This window comes from Enterobacter cloacae complex sp. IR5458 (assembly GCF_049238025.1).
In the GTDB taxonomy this organism is placed as follows: domain Bacteria; phylum Pseudomonadota; class Gammaproteobacteria; order Enterobacterales; family Enterobacteriaceae; genus Enterobacter; species Enterobacter kobei.
The window spans coordinates 65,084-81,652 of record NZ_JBMKIF010000004.1 but is presented as its reverse complement, the minus strand read 5'-3'; the positions used below and the strand labels follow the sequence as shown (position 1 = coordinate 81,652).

15 protein-coding genes are annotated in these 16,569 nt (G+C 55.9%); 4 read left to right on the top strand and 11 right to left on the bottom strand.

What is annotated here, in order from left to right; translation table 11 throughout:
• The first annotated feature begins 26 nt into the window (after window positions 1-26).
• Window positions 27-1,409: an ATP-dependent RNA helicase RhlE gene (gene rhlE, locus ACOTYN_RS04435; RefSeq protein WP_023332460.1), complete on the top strand. Its 1,383-nt coding sequence runs from the start codon at window positions 27-29 to the stop codon at window positions 1,407-1,409.
• Between the two features lie 97 nt (window positions 1,410-1,506).
• Window positions 1,507-3,684, top strand: a complete 2,178-nt coding sequence (gene dinG, locus ACOTYN_RS04430) for an ATP-dependent DNA helicase DinG (RefSeq protein ID WP_332956602.1) — start codon at window positions 1,507-1,509, stop codon at window positions 3,682-3,684.
• Here the strand turns inward: dinG and ACOTYN_RS04425 are convergent.
• From ACOTYN_RS04425 to ACOTYN_RS04405, 5 genes are all read right to left on the bottom strand, one after another.
• On the bottom strand, window positions 3,671-4,183 hold the full coding sequence (locus ACOTYN_RS04425) for a fimbrial protein (protein ID WP_041163089.1): 513 nt from the start codon (window positions 4,181-4,183) through the stop codon (window positions 3,671-3,673). The two genes, dinG and ACOTYN_RS04425, sit on opposite strands and share 14 nt — an antisense overlap.
• Window positions 4,184-4,188: 5 nt before the next feature.
• On the bottom strand, window positions 4,189-5,178 hold the full coding sequence (locus ACOTYN_RS04420; RefSeq protein ID WP_332956605.1) for a fimbrial protein: 990 nt from the start codon (window positions 5,176-5,178) through the stop codon (window positions 4,189-4,191).
• 20 nt (window positions 5,179-5,198) lie between these two features.
• Complete coding sequence (locus ACOTYN_RS04415; protein ID WP_371886183.1) at window positions 5,199-7,709, bottom strand: fimbria/pilus outer membrane usher protein; 2,511 nt, start codon at window positions 7,707-7,709, stop codon at window positions 5,199-5,201.
• A gap of 74 nt (window positions 7,710-7,783) precedes the next feature.
• Window positions 7,784-8,458 (bottom strand): fimbrial biogenesis chaperone, encoded by a 675-nt coding sequence (locus tag ACOTYN_RS04410; protein WP_014883099.1) that lies wholly within the window; start codon window positions 8,456-8,458, stop codon window positions 7,784-7,786.
• Window positions 8,459-8,526: 68 nt separating this feature from the next.
• Complete coding sequence (locus ACOTYN_RS04405) at window positions 8,527-9,063, bottom strand: fimbrial protein (protein WP_014883100.1); 537 nt, start codon at window positions 9,061-9,063, stop codon at window positions 8,527-8,529.
• Window positions 9,064-9,315: 252 nt separating this feature from the next.
• On the opposite strand from ACOTYN_RS04405, the gene ybiB reads away from it, so the two are divergent.
• Complete coding sequence (ybiB, locus tag ACOTYN_RS04400; RefSeq protein WP_014883101.1) at window positions 9,316-10,278, top strand: DNA-binding protein YbiB; 963 nt, start codon at window positions 9,316-9,318, stop codon at window positions 10,276-10,278.
• 118 nt (window positions 10,279-10,396) lie between these two features.
• On the opposite strand, the gene ybiJ is transcribed toward ybiB, so the two are convergent.
• From ybiJ to mcbA, 3 genes are all read right to left on the bottom strand, one after another.
• Complete coding sequence (ybiJ, locus tag ACOTYN_RS04395) at window positions 10,397-10,657, bottom strand: DUF1471 family protein YbiJ (protein ID WP_014883102.1); 261 nt, start codon at window positions 10,655-10,657, stop codon at window positions 10,397-10,399.
• Window positions 10,658-10,942: 285 nt separating this feature from the next.
• Window positions 10,943-11,209: a DksA/TraR family C4-type zinc finger protein gene (locus ACOTYN_RS04390; protein ID WP_332956610.1), complete on the bottom strand. Its 267-nt coding sequence runs from the start codon at window positions 11,207-11,209 to the stop codon at window positions 10,943-10,945.
• A gap of 123 nt (window positions 11,210-11,332) precedes the next feature.
• Window positions 11,333-11,599 carry a DUF1471 family periplasmic protein McbA gene (gene mcbA, locus ACOTYN_RS04385; protein WP_014883104.1) on the bottom strand — a complete coding sequence of 89 codons (267 nt, stop codon included), beginning with the start codon at window positions 11,597-11,599 and terminating at the stop codon, window positions 11,333-11,335.
• 243 nt (window positions 11,600-11,842) lie between these two features.
• Between mcbA and rlmF the strand changes: the two genes are divergently transcribed.
• Window positions 11,843-12,754 carry a 23S rRNA (adenine(1618)-N(6))-methyltransferase RlmF gene (rlmF, locus tag ACOTYN_RS04380; RefSeq protein WP_023332468.1) on the top strand — a complete coding sequence of 304 codons (912 nt, stop codon included), beginning with the start codon at window positions 11,843-11,845 and terminating at the stop codon, window positions 12,752-12,754.
• A 47-nt stretch (window positions 12,755-12,801) separates the two neighbouring features.
• Here rlmF and ybiO read toward each other — a convergent pair whose 3' ends face one another.
• The 3 genes from ybiO to glnP form a co-directional block, all read right to left on the bottom strand.
• Window positions 12,802-15,015: a mechanosensitive channel protein gene (gene ybiO / locus ACOTYN_RS04375; RefSeq protein WP_063861132.1), complete on the bottom strand. Its 2,214-nt coding sequence runs from the start codon at window positions 15,013-15,015 to the stop codon at window positions 12,802-12,804.
• 123 nt (window positions 15,016-15,138) lie between these two features.
• A complete protein-coding gene (gene glnQ / locus ACOTYN_RS04370) occupies window positions 15,139-15,861 on the bottom strand; it encodes a glutamine ABC transporter ATP-binding protein GlnQ (protein WP_063861131.1) in 723 nt (240 codons plus the stop codon).
• Window positions 15,858-16,517: a glutamine ABC transporter permease GlnP gene (glnP, locus tag ACOTYN_RS04365; protein ID WP_003858462.1), complete on the bottom strand. Its 660-nt coding sequence runs from the start codon at window positions 16,515-16,517 to the stop codon at window positions 15,858-15,860. Before glnP ends, glnQ begins: the two co-directional genes overlap by 4 nt.
• Window positions 16,518-16,569: the final 52 nt, after the last annotated feature.

Here is a 16,569-nt window from a genome sequence, read left to right as displayed (position 1 = left end):
GATGGTCGGGGCGGTTCGGAGTTTTTATGTCTTTTGATTCCCTTGGCCTGAACCCGGAAATTCTGCGTGCCATCGCAGAGCAGGGCTACGTTGAGCCAACCCCCATCCAGCAGCAGGCGATCCCCGCCGTTCTTCAGGGGCGTGACCTGATGGCCAGCGCCCAGACCGGCACCGGTAAAACCGCGGGCTTTACGCTGCCGCTGTTAGAGCTGCTGGTAAAAAACCAGCCGCACGCCAAAGGCCGTCGTCCGGTTCGTGCGCTGATCCTGACCCCAACCCGTGAGCTGGCGGCGCAGATTGGTGAGAATGTGCGTGACTACAGCCGCTATCTCAACATTCGCTCGCTGGTCGTTTTCGGTGGCGTCAGCATTAACCCGCAGATGATGAAGCTGCGCGGCGGCGTGGACGTGCTGGTGGCAACGCCGGGCCGTCTGCTGGATCTCGAACACCAGAACGCGGTGAAGCTCGATCAGATCGAAATTCTGGTGCTGGACGAAGCCGACCGCATGCTCGACATGGGCTTTATCCACGACATCCGTCGCGTGCTGGCCAAGCTGCCTGCGCGTCGTCAGAACCTGCTGTTCTCTGCCACCTTCTCCGACGAGATCAAGGCGCTGGCAGAAAAGCTGCTGCATAATCCGCTGGAAGTGGAAGTGGCGCGTCGCAACACCGCCTCTGAGCAGGTGACGCAGCACGTTCACTTTGTCGATAAAAAGCGTAAGCGGGAGCTGCTCTCCCAGATGATCGGCCAGGGTAACTGGCAGCAGGTGCTGGTCTTTACCCGCACCAAGCACGGTGCGAACCACCTGGCGGAACAGCTCAATAAAGACGGTATCCGCAGTGCCGCCATCCACGGTAACAAGAGCCAGGGTGCGCGTACCCGTGCGCTGGCGGACTTCAAATCTGGCGACATCCGCGTGCTGGTGGCAACCGACATCGCCGCGCGTGGTCTGGACATTGAAGAGCTGCCGCACGTAGTAAACTACGAGCTGCCAAACGTCCCGGAAGATTACGTTCACCGTATCGGTCGTACCGGCCGCGCGGCGGCAACCGGTGAAGCGCTGTCACTGGTCTGCGTCGATGAACACAAGCTGCTGCGCGACATCGAACGTCTGCTGAAGAAAGAGATCCCACGCATCGAAACCCCGGGCTACGAAGTGGATCCGTCCATCAAGGCGGAGCCGATTCAGAACGGTCGCCAGGGCGGCGGTCGTGGTCAGGGCGGCGGTGGTCGCGGTCAGCAGCCGCGTCGTGCTGAAGGCGGCGCGCCGAAATCATCCGGCAAACCCCCGCGTCGCAACAACGACAGCAAACCGGCCGGCGAAAGTCCGTGGCGCAGCGGTGAAGGGAAACCGGCAGGGGAAGGGCAGCGTCGACGCCGCCCGCGTAAACCTGCTAACCCGCAGTAATCTGGAAGCCCGGTCGTAAAGCCGGGCTTTTCTTTTTGCGGCAGCGAAGAGAAAGTGCCACAATAGTGGCTGTTTATACAGTATTTCAGGTTTTTCGATGGCTTTAACCGCGGCGCTGAAAGCGCAAATTGGCGCATGGTACAAGGCGCTACAACAGCAGATCCCCGACTTTATCCCCCGAGCGCCGCAGCGGCAGATGATTGCTGACGTGGCAAAAACGCTTGCCGGGGACGACGGGCGACATCTGGCGATTGAAGCGCCGACCGGCGTCGGGAAAACCCTGTCATATCTCATTCCCGGTATTGCCACCGCGCGGGAAGAGGACAAAACGCTGGTGGTCAGCACCGCCAACGTGGCCCTGCAGGATCAGATTTTCAGCAAAGATTTGCCGCTGCTGCGCAAAATCATCCCCGACCTGCGCTTTACCGCCGCCTTTGGGCGCGGGCGCTACGTGTGCCCACGTAACCTGGCGGCGCTCGCCAGCAGCGAGCCGAATCAACAGGATCTGCTCGCGTTTCTTGATGACGAGCTGACGCCGAACAATAAGGCCGAGCAGGAGCAGTGTGCAAAACTCAAAGCCGAACTCGACGGCTATAAGTGGGACGGCCTTCGGGATCACACCAGCCAGGCCATCAGCGACGACTTATGGCGCAGGCTCAGCACCGACAAAGCAAGCTGTCTGAACCGCAACTGCCACTACTACCGCGAGTGCCCGTTCTTTGTCGCCCGGCGCGAAATTCAGGAGGCGGAGGTGGTTGTCGCCAACCACGCGCTGGTGATGGCCGCGCTGGAGAGTGAGGCGGTGCTACCGGAGCCCAAAAATCTGCTGCTGGTGCTCGACGAAGGCCACCATCTGCCCGACGTGGCTCGGGACGCGCTGGAGATGAGCGCCGAGATCACCGCGCCCTGGTTCCGCCTGCAGCTGGATCTGTTCTGCAAGCTGGTGGCAACCTGCATGGAGCAGTTCCGCCCGAAAACCACGCCGCCGCTGGCGGTGCCGGAACGGCTAAGCGAGCATTGTGAAGAGGTTTACGGCCTGATCTCCTCGCTCAATAACATCCTCAACCTTTATCTTCCCGCAGCCCAGGAGGCGGAACATCGCTTTGCGATGGGCGAACTGCCGGAAGAGGTGATGGAAATTTGTCAGCAGCTGGCAAAGCACCTTGAAAAGCTGCGCGGGCTGGCGGAGATGTTCTTAAACGATCTGAGCGAGAAAACCGGCACGCATGACGTGGTGCGTCTGCACCGTATTCTGCTACAGATGAACCGCGCGCTGGGCATGTTCGAAGCGCAGAGCAAACTCTGGCGGCTGGCCTCAATGGCGCAGGCATCAGGCGCGCCGGTCACCAAATGGGCCACCCGCGACGTGCGGGACGGGCAGGTGCATCTCTTCTTCCACTGCGTGGGCATCCGCGTGGCCGATCAGCTGGAAAAGCTGATCTGGCGCAGCGTGCCGCACGTGGTGGTAACCTCTGCCACGCTGCGTTCTCTGAACAGTTTTTCTCGTTTGCAGGAGATGAGCGGGCTAAAAGAAAAAGCGGGTGACCGCTTTGTGGCGCTGGACTCGCCGTTTAACCACTGCGAGCAGGGCAAGCTGGTCATTCCGCGCATGACGTTTGAGCCGCTGATCGACAACGAAGAACAGCACATTGCGGAAATGGCGGCCTATTTCCGCGAACAGGTCGAGAGTAAAAAATACCCTGGCATGCTGGTGTTATTCGCCAGTGGACGCGCCATGCAGCGTTTTCTGGAGCACGTCACCGATCTGCGTTTACTCCTGCTGGTGCAGGGTGACCAGCCGCGTTACAGGCTGGTGGAAACCCACCGTAAACGCATTGATAATGGCGAGCGTAGCGTGCTGGTGGGATTGCAGTCTTTCGCGGAAGGTCTTGACCTGAAAGGCGACTACCTGACGCAGGTCCACATTCATAAAATTGCCTTCCCCCCCATCGACAGCCCGGTGGTGATCACCGAGGGCGAATGGCTGAAAAGCCTTAACCGCTATCCGTTTGAGGTGCAGAGCCTGCCTGCGGCATCGTTTAACCTGATTCAGCAGGTGGGGCGTTTGATTCGAAGCCACGGCTGCTGGGGCGAAGTGGTGATTTACGATAAACGTCTGCTGACCAAAAACTATGGCCAGCGGCTGCTCAACGCGCTACCGGTCTTCCCGATTGAACAGCCGTCGGTACCGGAGATAAAAAAACGCCCGGCAAAACAGGCTGCCGGGCGTCGAAAAAGCATCCGTGCTAAGGGGCGCGGTCCTACTGGTAAGTGAAGGTCACCTGAACGACGCTGCTGAACGTGCCTGCGGTAACAGGCATAGCGGTGGCGTAATAGCGTGCGGCCAGCGGGAAGGTGGCGGTATGGTCGTTCTGGTCAATCAGCGCGTTAAAGCTGGCCTGCGGTGCGATGAGGATATGGTCCTGGCTGTCCGCCAGCTCCAGCGCCAGCCCCTTCGCGCTGCCCGTGTTGGCAAACTTGGTTGGGTGGGTAGCATCCGCCTGACCGTAAAAGAAGGCGGTCGCCAGGGCGAGGGATTTAGGACAATGTGTCACCTTCAGGCTGAAGGTTTTCCACGCGCCGGTATCCCCCACGTCGTGGAATTCACTGGAAGCCGCCTGGCCTAAATCAACGGTTAAATCCTTGCTGGCGCTGTCCACGAGGCAGGTGTTGGCATAAATGTTACCGACCATTTGCAGCTGAATATCGTCAGCCCGGGCCAGAAAGGTGAGCGTGCTGGCCAGCGCGGCCAGCACAAAGAGACGTTTCTTCATTTTCATCACTTATAGGCCAGAGTAATGGTGGCGACGGCGTTCGCCGGGCCAGGGGTGACTTCATCTGCCACCTGCAAATAGTTCAGCTTGACCGGGATATCCATCGTCTGGTTGGCATAGGCCAGGGTTTCAGTTGGGGTGTAGGTATCGAACGTTGCCAGCTCGTTGTCGATCGCCATTTCAATCCCGACACCCGTTGCCATGCCATCCTCCGGCGTGAGCTTAAGCACCCCCTGATAGCCGGGTACGTAGCCGTCGCTGCTGGTGACCTTAAATTCAGGCTGAACGGTGGAGTTACAGTTCACCGTGATGTTGAACTCCTTCGCGGGCATCGCCAGCGTGCCGACCATGTTGAAATCGCTGACCGGGAAATCGCCCATGTTGACGGTCAGGCTTTTTGGCAGTACGGAGCAGGTGACGTTTTCAAGGTTTACGTTACCGGCATAGCTAACATTGTTGGGTGAACCGATGCCTTCGTGACCAAAAACGCCAATGCCAAAAACGGTCTGGCTTTGATTTAGCGTACCGGATTCTACGGCGGTATCCGTTTTTACCAGCTCCAGCGTGACGTTAAAATCGAACGTCTGGTTGCCGTCAGTTGAGACATAGCCAATAGGCGTGCCGCGGGAGTCGCAGGTGACCCCGCCCGCACCGCTGATGCGCTGACCTTTGTCGTTCATCAGCGCAATGCCAACCCCCTTCACGCCGGATTCATAGACCCCGGAAAGGCCGGGAATTTCCGTGCCGTAGCCGTAGTAGCAGGAGACGATCTCCAGACCCTTATCTGCAGCATTATCACAGTGGCCCGCGACGTGTACCGTCTGTTCGGTGCCGGGGATGGTCGCGCCGACGGGAAGCGTGGTGGAGACGGAAACCGTGGACAGGTTAATGGTCTTTGGCATATCCGGCGACGTACAGGTGGCTTTTGCATGCGGCATAAACAGCGATGCGGTTGCCAGTATGAGTAAGAAAAAGCATTGTTTTACAAGCTGCATAGGTGAACCTGCTCGGTTGATTACTGACACTGCGCGGCAGCGTTAATAATGTCTGTTTTCTCTTTTTCATCCGTGAGCGTGTATTCCGCAATGCAGTGGTCGCTGGCTTCCTGTCCCCATGAGACGGAAAGCTTGCCGCGATCGGGCATTCCGGAAAGATAGGTTTGGCCATCAGTGCCGACGATAAATTCGCTGTCCTTATCCTCGGTGGTGACCGTTGCGCCGAAGGGCAGCGGCTTCCCGTTGTGCGTCAGCGTCATCAGGACGCGATGACCCACGCGGGTATTGAAACTTGCCCGCACCACCGCACCGCGGGTTGGCGTGACGATCTGCGAAGCGTGCGTCACGTCAGCCTCGTCAGGCAGCGTTTCGGTATCCAGCGAAATCGTGTTGTGGCGATAGGCGGTGACAAAGGGCACCACGGTATAGCCGCGGAAGTCAGTTTCCACGCCCGTCTGGTTGGCGATGTGCGTGCCGCTGGCTCCGGGCGCTTTCACCAGCGCGATGGTCTCGCCCAGCGGCTGGCTCAGCGTCAGGCCGTTAGCGTGGGCTATCATGCCCCCCTGCAGACCGACGTTGGTGGTCCGCTGGTATTTGTCCTGGCTGAAACCGCCGCTCACTTCCCCGTAGGTGGCTTTATAATCGGCGTTAAGACTGGTAGAGGTACCGTTCTCTGATGAGTCATAGCCTTCCTGCACGTTCCAGTTAAGGTTGTTCTCCTCCAGCGCCGTCCCGTTCAGGCCCAGCGTGTGCGTGGTGCCATCTTTATTGTTATTCATGTTGTAGGAGGCCCAGGTGTTGCTCATCCAGCGATCCAGCGGTACCGACACGCTCAGCGCGAACAGGTTATCGTTACTGACCGAATCGCCTTCGTCATCACGGCTGTTGGTGTTTTTGTTGAGGCTATAGCTCATGCTGTAGGTGATTCCCTTCCAGCTGTTGTTATAGCTGACGCTCATCGAGGTCATGTCCTGACCCTGGTTCCAGTAGGTCTCTTTGACCAGGCTCAGCGTAAACGATCCCCAACCTTCGCCGAGGGTTTGATCGATGGTGGCCTCGGTGCGCGCACGGCGCTGCTGCGGTGCTGACCAGTCATCGGCGCGGGTGTAGGACTCCATGGTGTCTTCGAGGGTGTAAAACCCTTTACTGTTGTAGCGATAGCCAGCCAGAGCGAAGTTTGTGCCCGTACCCGCGAAATCTTTGCTGTAGCGCAGACGCCAGGACTGCCCCTTGCTGGCCTGCTGTTTTTTGAGCAGCGCTTTGGCGCGCGTCACGTCGACAGAAAACGCGCCAAGATCGCCAAAGTTTTTACCGGTGCCCAGCGCCTGTGACTGATAATGGCTGCTTTGCTGTACGCCACCGTAGGCGGTGAATCCGTACGGCAGGCCATAAATGGCACTTCCCTGAGCGAAGGGCGTTTTTTCCACGTCTTTGTCATAAGAGCGGTAGCGCCCGGCAGTGACGCTGTATTTCAGATGCTTTTCGCGCTGGAGGACCGGAACGGAGGCGTAGGGCACCACAAAGTGACGTTCGCTGCCGTCCGTCTCTTTCACGGTGACCTGGAGATCGCCGCTGCTGCCGGTGGGATACAGGTCATTGATTTCAAATGCACCCGGCGCAACGGTATTTTGATAAATCACGTAGCCGTTCTGACGTACCACCACCAGCGCATTACTGTGGGCCGTACCGCGGATGATCGGGGCATAGCCTTTTTCGCTGTCCGGCAGCATATCGTTGTCGGAGTTTAGCTGCGCGCCGGTATACGGAACGCTGTCAAATACGTCTGCCGGGGAGCTGCTTTGGCCTACGGTCAGATCGCTTTTTAACGCCACGATATCGCGCTGGGCATAGGTGTAGACCGAGTTAAAGGATTGCTCTTCTTCGTGACCGCTGGTGCTGCGACTCCAGGTGGAGTAGTTGCGCAGGCGCCACGCGCCGACGTTCAGGCCCGGACGCAGGTTAACGTACTGGCTGCTGTTGTCCTGCATGCCCTGCTGACGGGCGTGGCTCTGGCTGGCGCTGGCGCTGTAGTTGAGGATGCCCGCCGTGATCCCCTCATCAAATTCTGTTGGGTCAATATAGCCACGGGGAACCTGACCGAGCGCGGACTGCGGAATGCTCAACAGAAGCTGCTGGTTGCTGACGCGAAATGTCGCCGTCGCCGCCGGTATGGCGTGCAAATCCGCGCATGAGCCTTTCACGGCAAGCTGAGGATAGTCGTCAGTTTTAATACCCAGGCTTTTTAAATCGGACAGAGTAAAGCAGGGCTGAAGGGAATTTTCTCCATTATCCTGCTTTTGCAATATAAAGGTCACGTCGCGGGTATCAATTTTATTATTATTGATAAAGATCGTGACCTGATATTTCCCTGGCGCCTGTCCCGGGCCTTTTTCATAAATGGAGAGATCGGTTTTTCCCTGCTGTGGATTATCCACATCCAACAACGCTGGATTAAAATAATCATCCGCCCGCGTTTGCTGCGAAAAACCCACGGCCGCTAACCCGCATAGCAGGGTCAGCAGCGTAAGCATCCGATAAACGGAAGGCAATTGCCTTCTTGGGGTTGAAGAATAGGTAATCATAAGGTGCGTTATTGGGTACGGTATTAATGCACGGATGCAGAGAGCGTTTTGCTGATGCTGCCGTAATCAGTAATAATTGACCAGGACACGGTTGAACCGCCGGTATGTGCAGGCAACGCAAAATGGGTTTCGGTTTTTGGTACGGCCCAGGTCGCTTTATCGACCTTATGACCGTTAAGGGTGACCGACTGGAAATTCATATAAAACGGCGTCGGGTTGTTAACCACTAAATCATTGCCCTCGCGGTGCCACTCAAGCTGATCCGCTACCGCTTCCGGTTTACCCTTGACGGAGGCCGGGCGGTACATCAGCTTAATGCGCGTGTTAACCGCAATTTGCAGGGTATTGACACCCGCCACCTTTTTTGAGGAGGGGATGGCTTTTATATTCAGCCAGAACATCGACTCGCGATCTTCAGGCAAATTTCCGCCGGTACGTACGACGCGCAGAACGTTTTCCTGCTTCGCATCAAGACGAAACAGTGGCGGCGTAATCAGAAAGGGAGCTTTGGCCAGGTCTTTACCGCCAGAATCCGCCCAGGATTGCACCAGATAATCCGTTGCATCTGGGTTTGAAATACCGATAGAGGATTCCTTTTTGCCTCCCTGGTAGACCAGGCGCGTGCCGTTAATAATAACGCCTGCATTTGCCGTTGCAGCTACCAGTAAAAGGGTGCTGAGTAAATAACCGTGACGCATAGTTTTTTCTCAAAATAAGGCGGGACTATCTCTTTTTTGCAAAAGGAAATAGTCCCTGGTGAGCAATATCAGTTATAAATAACCGTGAATGTTGAAACAGAGTTTGCCGGGCCAGCGGTAATAGCCGCACCGGTTTGAATATAACGCGCGGCAAACTGCAGATCGTTTACTGCGGTGCCGGAGGCCAGCGGATACTCTTTTGACGGAGTATATAAACTGACGGGCTGCTCAGAAGAGTCGATCAGCTGAATGGCTACGCCGGTTGCGGCATCTGCATCGGGGGTTAACGCCAGGGTGCTGTTGTTATTGGCATCCGGGGTTCCACCGAAGTTGATTGCCGCCGCCGTAACGGTTTCCGGGCAGTTTTTTAACTCAATATCAAACTTCGTGGCGGTGCTGGTGGAGCCGGCACCGGTAAAGACCGTCTTGGAGACTTTGCCTAATGTCACGTTCAACGGGTTACTTAAACCATTCACAACCTGACAGGCGGAATCGATGATTTCGCCCGTAAAGTTGATCTGTCCTTCACCGTCTGTTGCTGCAAAAGCGGATGCCGAGCAGCCAATCACCGACGCGATAAAAAGACCTAACGCAATCTTGTTCATAATAGTTCCTGGTGTGTGGGTAAAAACGTGCCTAAGGTTTTTGCCCGTTGTCCTCAATGATTTCCGTTCGTTATTTAATCAAAGAATGGATGGATAAGAATCTTCTATAGGCATCACAAATAATTGAATCAGTGCTTGCATAATTTTTTTCTTCGGTAAAACAGATGGCTCTGGCGGTGGGGATAAAAAGCTACCGGGCAGGTTTCATCGGGGATATAGTGTTAACAAGGTGACGTTTTCAGGAGAGATACCGTGGATTATCGTAAAATTATCAAAGAGGTAGGGCGTGGAAAAAACCATGCCCGCGACCTGGATCATGAGACAGCGCGTGCGCTTTACACCCGTATGCTCAACGGTGAGGTTCCCGATCTCGAACTCGGCGGCATTCTTATCGCCCTGCGCATTAAGGGAGAAGGTGAAGCGGAGATGCGCGGCTTTTATGAGGCGATGCAGGCGCAAACGCTGCGTCTGACGCCACCGGTGGCAAAACCGATGCCGATCGTCATTCCCAGCTATAACGGCGCGCGCAAGCAGGCCAACCTGACGCCGCTGCTGGCTATTCTGTTACATAAGCTGGGTTTTCCGGTGGTGGTGCATGGGGTGAGTGAAGATCCGACCCGCGTGCTGACAGAAACGATTTTTGAACTGCTGGGGATCGAACCCACTCTCCACGCCGGGCAGGCGCAGGCGAAGCTCGATAGCCATCAGCCGGTCTATATTCCCGTTAAGGCGCTCTGCCCGCCGCTGGAAAAGCAGCTCGCAATGCGCTGGCGAATGGGCGTGCGTAACAGCGCGCATACGCTGGCGAAGCTGGCCACGCCGTTTGCCGAAAATGCCGCGCTGCGCCTTTCCAGCGTTTCGCACCCGGAATACGTGGGGCGCGTGGGGAAATTCTTTGAAGAGATTGGCGGCAACGCGTTGCTGATGCATGGGACGGAAGGCGAGGTGTACGCTAATCCGCAGCGCTGCCCGCAAATAATGCTGATCGACGCGGCTGGGACGCGTATCGCGCTTGAACGTGGGGAAGAGAACAGCGGCGTTATTCTGCCGGAGGCGAAAGATCCCTACATCACCGCGAAGTGGATTGAACAGTGCCTTGCCGGAAATGTGCCGGTGCCGCAGTCCATCAGGTTACAGATGGCCTGCTGCCTGCTGGCGACCGGGGAAGTTGACACGGTCGAGGCTGGCATGAAACGGGTTGAGGCGGCATTTTAGGCAAAAAAAAGCCCGTCCAGTGGCGGACGGGCAAGCAAGGGTAACAAACAACAGGGTCAATGAGGGTTGGAGCAGCTCACCAGAGGGTTTGGTGAGGGTACAGCATTCATTCAGGCGATTATTTGTAGATAACCGCAGTACCGCTCAGCTTGTTGTTGGTGTTAGCGGAGGTGATGGTGTATCCGCTTGCACCGGCAGCAGCCGCTTTCTCAGCCAGTTTGGCTTCCAGACCGTCCAGCGTGGTCGCGCCTTCTGCACTCACCACACCGATTTTATTCATGCTCTGCGCCTGAGTAGATGAAACAGGCTCTACAGCGAATGCGCCAAAAGACAGAGCGGACAGGGCAACAGCAGCAACAGCATATTTGATGGTTTTCATAATTAATCTCTCGCAGGTTATTCTGTTAAGGGGACGATGTTCCGTCGATGTGATAAGTATCACGTTTTTTCTGCAGAGATAAAATCGAAGAGAATTGACGTGGTTAATCAAAAAAATTGAATGACAAATAACTTATTGATTATTAATAAATTCAAATTACGGCTTTACACTTCTTGTTGATACGCTTTACAGAAGAAAGATGAATGGCACATTTTGCTACGCGGTTCGCTAAAAAGCGTGAGCGTAAAGGTAAGCATTCGGGCGGTTAACTTAGGTAAAGGAAAGTCAGCGTAACTGGCTGTCTTTCGATCCTCTGCGATTATGTCCCGAATGTGAAGCGTTTTTTGAATCTTTATCCTGCTGACAGGTTATACATAACCTTACCCCGGGAATGGCTTTTTGCCGCGCCTCAGGAATGGGCTCTCCGCACTCTTCGCATTCCGTTAAACTTTCGCCGCGCGGAATTTCGCCGCGAGCGCGCGCAACCGCATCTTCAATCGTACTGTTGATCTGTTCGTTCACGGCATCATCATTTGCCCAACCGGAAGCCATCTTGCCCTCCTGATATCGGTTTAAGCCATAGCGTTAATATGGGGTTAAAAAATGCACAATCAAGGTGAGAGGGGAGACAAACTGCATCTGGCAGGCAGATGCAGTCGGGTGAAAGGAAACACGTTATTTATAGATAGTCGCTGTGCCGTACATATGGTTATCTCCACCTGCGGAGTTCACCACGAAGCCTTTAGCGCCTTCCTGGCGAGCTTTTTCAGCCAGTTTATCCTGAAGATCGTCAAGGTTGCTTGCGCGGCTTACCGAGACGGTACCGGCCGGGCGCAGCTGGCTGGTGTCCGTGCTTTGGGTCAGGGACTGAACGGCCATAGCGGAGAAAGAGGCGCTCGCCAGGGTACCGGCGAGAAGAGCAAGGGTCAGATACTTTTTCATAATCACATCCTCATGAGGAAACAACAGGTGATTCCCTTTAAGTTTAGAAGCCTGACGAGTGTGATTTAGCGCAAATATTTGATGATGATCTGCTTATTTTTTGAACGATAAAAGCTGACAATCCGCTGACAGATCATAGACATAAAGGTGTTTGATTTATGGCGGTTTTTTAAGGGTTGCAGAGAAAGATTTACCGTAGAGCCAGCACAAGGTATCTTACGCCGCTGTTTAAAGGAGAATGCCATGACTTCCCAAAAGCCGGGATTGCACCCACGAAATCGCCATCGCAGCCGCTACGACATGAACGCACTGTGCCAGAGTTGTCCGGCGCTGCAGGACTATATTGTCGAGACCCCCGCGGGTGAACCGTCGGTTAACTTTGCCGATCCGCTGGCGGTGAAAACCCTGAACAAGGCGCTGCTGGCGCATTTTTACGGTGTGGCGCACTGGGATATCCCGGAAGGCTTTCTCTGTCCTCCTGTTCCGGGCCGTGCTGATTACGTTCATCACCTTGCCGATCTTCTCGCCGACGATCGTGACGGCGCGATCCCCCAGCAGGCTTCCGTCCTGGATATTGGTACCGGGGCAAACCTGATTTACCCCCTGATTGGCGTGCATGAGTACCACTGGCGCTTTACCGGGAGCGAAATCGGTGCCGAGGCGTTTGCCAGCGCGCAGGCGATAATCAGCGCTAACGCTGGCCTGAGTCGTTCCATTCGTTTGCGTCGCCAGAAGGAGGCGACGTCAATCTTCAACGGCATCATTCACAAAAACGAAAGCTATGACGCCACGATGTGTAATCCGCCATTCCATGATTCGGCGGCAGCGGCCCGTGCAGGCAGCGAGCGCAAACGCCGCAACCTGGGGCAGGCCGAAGATGCCGTGCTGAACTTTGGTGGACAGCAGCAGGAGCTGTGGTGCGAGGGCGGTGAAGTCGCCTTCATCCTGCGGATGATTGCCGAAAGCAAACAGTTTGGTCGCCAGGTGAAATGGTTCACCACGCTGGTTTCCCGCGGAGATAACCTGCCGCCACTCTACCGGGCCCTCACCGAAGCAGGCGCGGTGAAAGTGGTGAAAAAAGAGATGGCGCAGGGCCAGAAGCAGAGCCGCTTTATTGCCTGGTCGTTTATGGATGACAACAAACGCCGCAAATAAGGTGTCCCGCAGGCCGGGTCAGGCGAAGCCGCCACCCGGCAACACGGCTACAATGTCGGCTCCTGCGGAGGTGGCATCGATGCCGGTGAAGGCAACACCTGATACGTCTGCACCGGCATCCGCACGTTTGCCAGATCAAAGTGTTTTTTCACCATGCTGTCGAGCGCAAAGCGCACCGTCCACTGCTTCAGCGGCTGGGTGGTGAACGACACGCGAAGCGTAAATGCCGTATTCGTCAGCCCGACGATCCCGGCAAATGACGGCTCGCCAATTACCAGGCCGCGAATATCCTCCATCTGCATTAACTCTTCAACGGCATCCCGCAGCGCCTGCTTCGCTTTGTCCGCATCCTCATGACGATCCACATCGTAGTTCGCCACAACGGAGCCAATGCCGCGCACAAAGTTGGCGAAGGTGGTGATCGATGACCACGGAATAATGTGGTATGCCCCGGTATCCTGACGCACGCCCACCGAACGAATCGACATCCGCTCGACCGTGCCGGTCAGCGGCCCGATGGTTACCAGATCGCCGGTGTTCATTCCGTTCTCAAACTGGATAAAAATGCCGGTAATAATATCCTTCACCAGCGTTTGTGACCCGAAGGAGATCGCCAGTCCCAGCGCACCGGCACCTGCCAGCAGCGGAGCGATGTTTACGCCGATTTCCGACAGCACAATCATGATGGTGATGGTACTGATGATCACCGCCAGCGCATTGCGGAACAGGGTCAACAGCGTGCGTGCACGGGCGCTGGGGAGCGGTCTGCCGTGAATATCGGACACCAGACGGTTCTCGATAAGGCTCGCCAGCAGCGTCCACCCAACGGCGGAGAAAAACAGAATCAGTGCGATACGAATTAAAATATCAACGGTCTTCTCGCCTGTGCCGTTATGCAGCCAGTTCCAGAAATCAAACAGGTTCCACGCATTCAGCAGCAGCATAATCGCCACGCAGACGGTCAGAATGCGCGCCACCTTGAGGGAGACTGACATCCAGCCGTTCACGCGTTTTTGCAGTTCCGGATAATTACGCTGTACGTGCGGGGACAGGGTGATGGTTTTCGAAATCCAGCGCGACAACAGCCCCGACACAAATGCCGCGATGCCGATAATCGCCAGGCTTTTGAAAGTCGCCCCCATCATAAATTTCAGGCTATTACCCGGGTCGAACAGCGAGAAGAAGCACAGCACGATGAAATAAGCGCTTGCCAGCCAGTACCACACCAGCGCGAAGGCGCGAATGAAGAGGCTGAAGAACGACAAAGAACGATCGGCCAGATGCAGCAGACTCTCCGTGATCGCCTTTTTATTGTGGAAGATGAGGTACAGCGACCAGACGGTAATACAGAGCATGATCAACACGTTCGCCAGCGCGCCAAACTGCACGTTGACCTGGTTGGAGATGATCGGCACCGCGACCAGCAGGCCGTAGCCAATCAGGCCGCTGAGCACGCTGAGCCGCACGGCCCAGTATTTCGCGCTGTCATCACTGATATTAAACGGGCGGAGTTCAGGCACGCGCGGGCAAAAGATGACGCGCAGTACCGCTTTAAAAAATTCGATGAGCGCAAACGCGTTCAGAAAGAGCGCCTGCTGGAAGGCAATGGTTTTGTTGCCCGTATTGAGACGGTCCGCCAGCACCTGACCCACAAACAGCGTCAACGCCAGCAGCAGTAAATCAATAATAAAGGCTCCGGCGATCATGGCGGGGAGGTGCAGCCAGCTGTTTTTATGCTGGTTCTTTTTTCGGCCCCAGTAGCCCATCTTGCGGTAAAGCGGCCAGGCACAGAGGCGTATCAGCCAGTAAAAAAGAAATACCGCGCCCGCCAGCATCAAAAACTGGGTGGCGGCGGCGCTAAAGGTTTGCGGGTTAAATGCCTTATGCGGTGATCCCATCAGGTTGCGAAAGAGCTGGGCAAAGCGTGTGGAGAGCGCTTCACCAAAGCGTCGGCTCACGTCGGTGACGTTTTCCAGCACGGTTTTTTGTTCCTCTACCTGCGGCGGGGTGAGGGTAGGAACGGTCTCCTTTGGCGGCGTGGCGGCGGCTTTACGCAGCTGATCGATTAACTCTTTTCGGGAGGCATCGTTTTCAAGTACGTCGGCAAGTGCGCCGTAAGCCGCTTTTTTTTGTTCAACATCCGGTTCCGGGGGCGGCGTACTTTGCTGGGACGCGGTCGTTCCGGTGGTCACGCCGGGGATCGCCACGGCGAGGGATGGCGCACTAAACAGGCTTATCAACAGCAGCAGGAACCACGGCACGGCGTCCTCCGACAAAATATCGTGCAAAATGATAAGTATAGAGGGCGCGGGGAGGAGGGGAGTTTTTGGGAACAATCTGGCGTAAAAAAGCCGGGCAAGCCCGGCTCAGCGTGAAGCGTAAGATCATGAGACGTGCTGCAGGAACTCCTGCAAACGCTGGCTCGGCGGATTAGCAATCAGTTCCTGCGGGTTACCGTCTTCCGCGATACGACCTTTATCGATAAAGATCAGGCGGGACGCGACTTTCTCCGCAAAGCCGATTTCGTGGGTCACGATAACCATCGTCATCCCTTCCTCTGCCAGGTCCTGCATGACTTTCAGCACTTCGTGGCGCAGCTCCGGGTCGAGTGCGGACGTTGGCTCATCAAATAGCATCATCTTCGGCTTCACTGCCAGCGCGCGGGCAATCGCGACGCGCTGCTGTTGACCACCGGAGAGCTCGGAAGGGTAGTGGTGCGCACGTTCTGCCAGACCCACTTTTGCCAGCAGATCTTTTGCCAGCGCTTCCGCCGCCGCTTTGCTGGCACCGCGCACGCGCAGCGGGCCGAACATCACGTTTTCCAGCGCCGTCAGGTGCGGGAACAGGTAGAACTGCTGGAACACCATGCCCGCTTCCTGGCGAATCAGGCGCTCGTCCACTTTCGGGTCATTGACCTTCAGACCGTCGACAAACAGATCGCCGCTGGTGATCTCTTCCAGTTTGTTAATGCAGCGCAGCAGAGTGGATTTACCGGAACCGGACGGTCCGATAATGACCACCACTTCACCCTGCGTAATATTCAGATCAATATTGTGCAGCACCTGGGTTGGGCCAAAGTGCTTGGAAACGTTTTTAAATTCAATCACAGGATTTTCATCCTTCTTTCAAGACGACGCAGAACGAAGCTCAGAACCAGAGTAATGATCAGGTAGACAACGGCTACCGCACTCCAGATTTCCAGCGCGCGGAAGTTGCCAGCAATGATCTCCTGCCCCTGACGGGTCAGCTCAGCCACGCCGATAACGATGAACAGCGACGTATCTTTAATACTGATGATCCACTGGTTACCCAGCGGTGGCAGCATGCGACGCAGCGCCAGCGGAAGAATGACGTGGCGGATCGTTTCGCGACGCGAAAGGCCCAGCGCCAGACCCGCTTCACTGAAACCTTTATGAATCGACAGCACCGCACCGCGGGTGATTTCCGCAATGTAGGCGCCCGAGTTGATCATAATGGTCACGACGGCTGCGCTGAACGGATCGATACGCAGGTCGGTGAAGGCCATTGGCAGGGCGAAGTAGATGAACATGACCTGCACGACAATCGGGGTGCCGCGGATCACTTCGATGAAAACCAGTGCGATGTGGTTTGCAATCCAGCCGCCGTAGGTGCGGGCGAAACCGGCGACAAGACCGATAATCAACCCGCCCACCAGACCCAGGACCGAAATCCACAGGGTCATTTTAGCGCCTTCAAGCAAGAGTGGAATGGCAGGCCAGATGGCGCTCCAGTCAAACTGCATGATGTATTCCTGTATACCGTGGTGAAAAACGAAAAATGTAGGCCCGGTAAAC

Coding starts and splice junctions, on each gene's coding strand:
- rlmF (WP_023332468.1), top strand. CDS start 11,843: ATGACTTCCCAAAAGCCGGGATTGCACCCACGAAATCGCCATCGCAGC.
- mcbA (WP_014883104.1), bottom strand. CDS start 11,599: ATGAAAAAGTATCTGACCCTTGCTCTTCTCGCCGGTACCCTGGCGAGC.
- ACOTYN_RS04420 (WP_332956605.1), bottom strand. CDS start 5,178: ATGCAGCTTGTAAAACAATGCTTTTTCTTACTCATACTGGCAACCGCA.
- ACOTYN_RS04425 (WP_041163089.1), bottom strand. CDS start 4,183: ATGAAGAAACGTCTCTTTGTGCTGGCCGCGCTGGCCAGCACGCTCACC.
- dinG (WP_332956602.1), top strand. CDS start 1,507: ATGGCTTTAACCGCGGCGCTGAAAGCGCAAATTGGCGCATGGTACAAG.
- ybiJ (WP_014883102.1), bottom strand. CDS start 10,657: ATGAAAACCATCAAATATGCTGTTGCTGCTGTTGCCCTGTCCGCTCTG.
- glnP (WP_003858462.1), bottom strand. CDS start 16,517: ATGCAGTTTGACTGGAGCGCCATCTGGCCTGCCATTCCACTCTTGCTT.
- ACOTYN_RS04415 (WP_371886183.1), bottom strand. CDS start 7,709: ATGCTTACGCTGCTGACCCTGCTATGCGGGTTAGCGGCCGTGGGTTTT.
- ACOTYN_RS04405 (WP_014883100.1), bottom strand. CDS start 9,063: ATGAACAAGATTGCGTTAGGTCTTTTTATCGCGTCGGTGATTGGCTGC.
- rhlE (WP_023332460.1), top strand. CDS start 27: ATGTCTTTTGATTCCCTTGGCCTGAACCCGGAAATTCTGCGTGCCATC.
- ACOTYN_RS04390 (WP_332956610.1), bottom strand. CDS start 11,209: ATGGCTTCCGGTTGGGCAAATGATGATGCCGTGAACGAACAGATCAAC.
- ACOTYN_RS04410 (WP_014883099.1), bottom strand. CDS start 8,458: ATGCGTCACGGTTATTTACTCAGCACCCTTTTACTGGTAGCTGCAACG.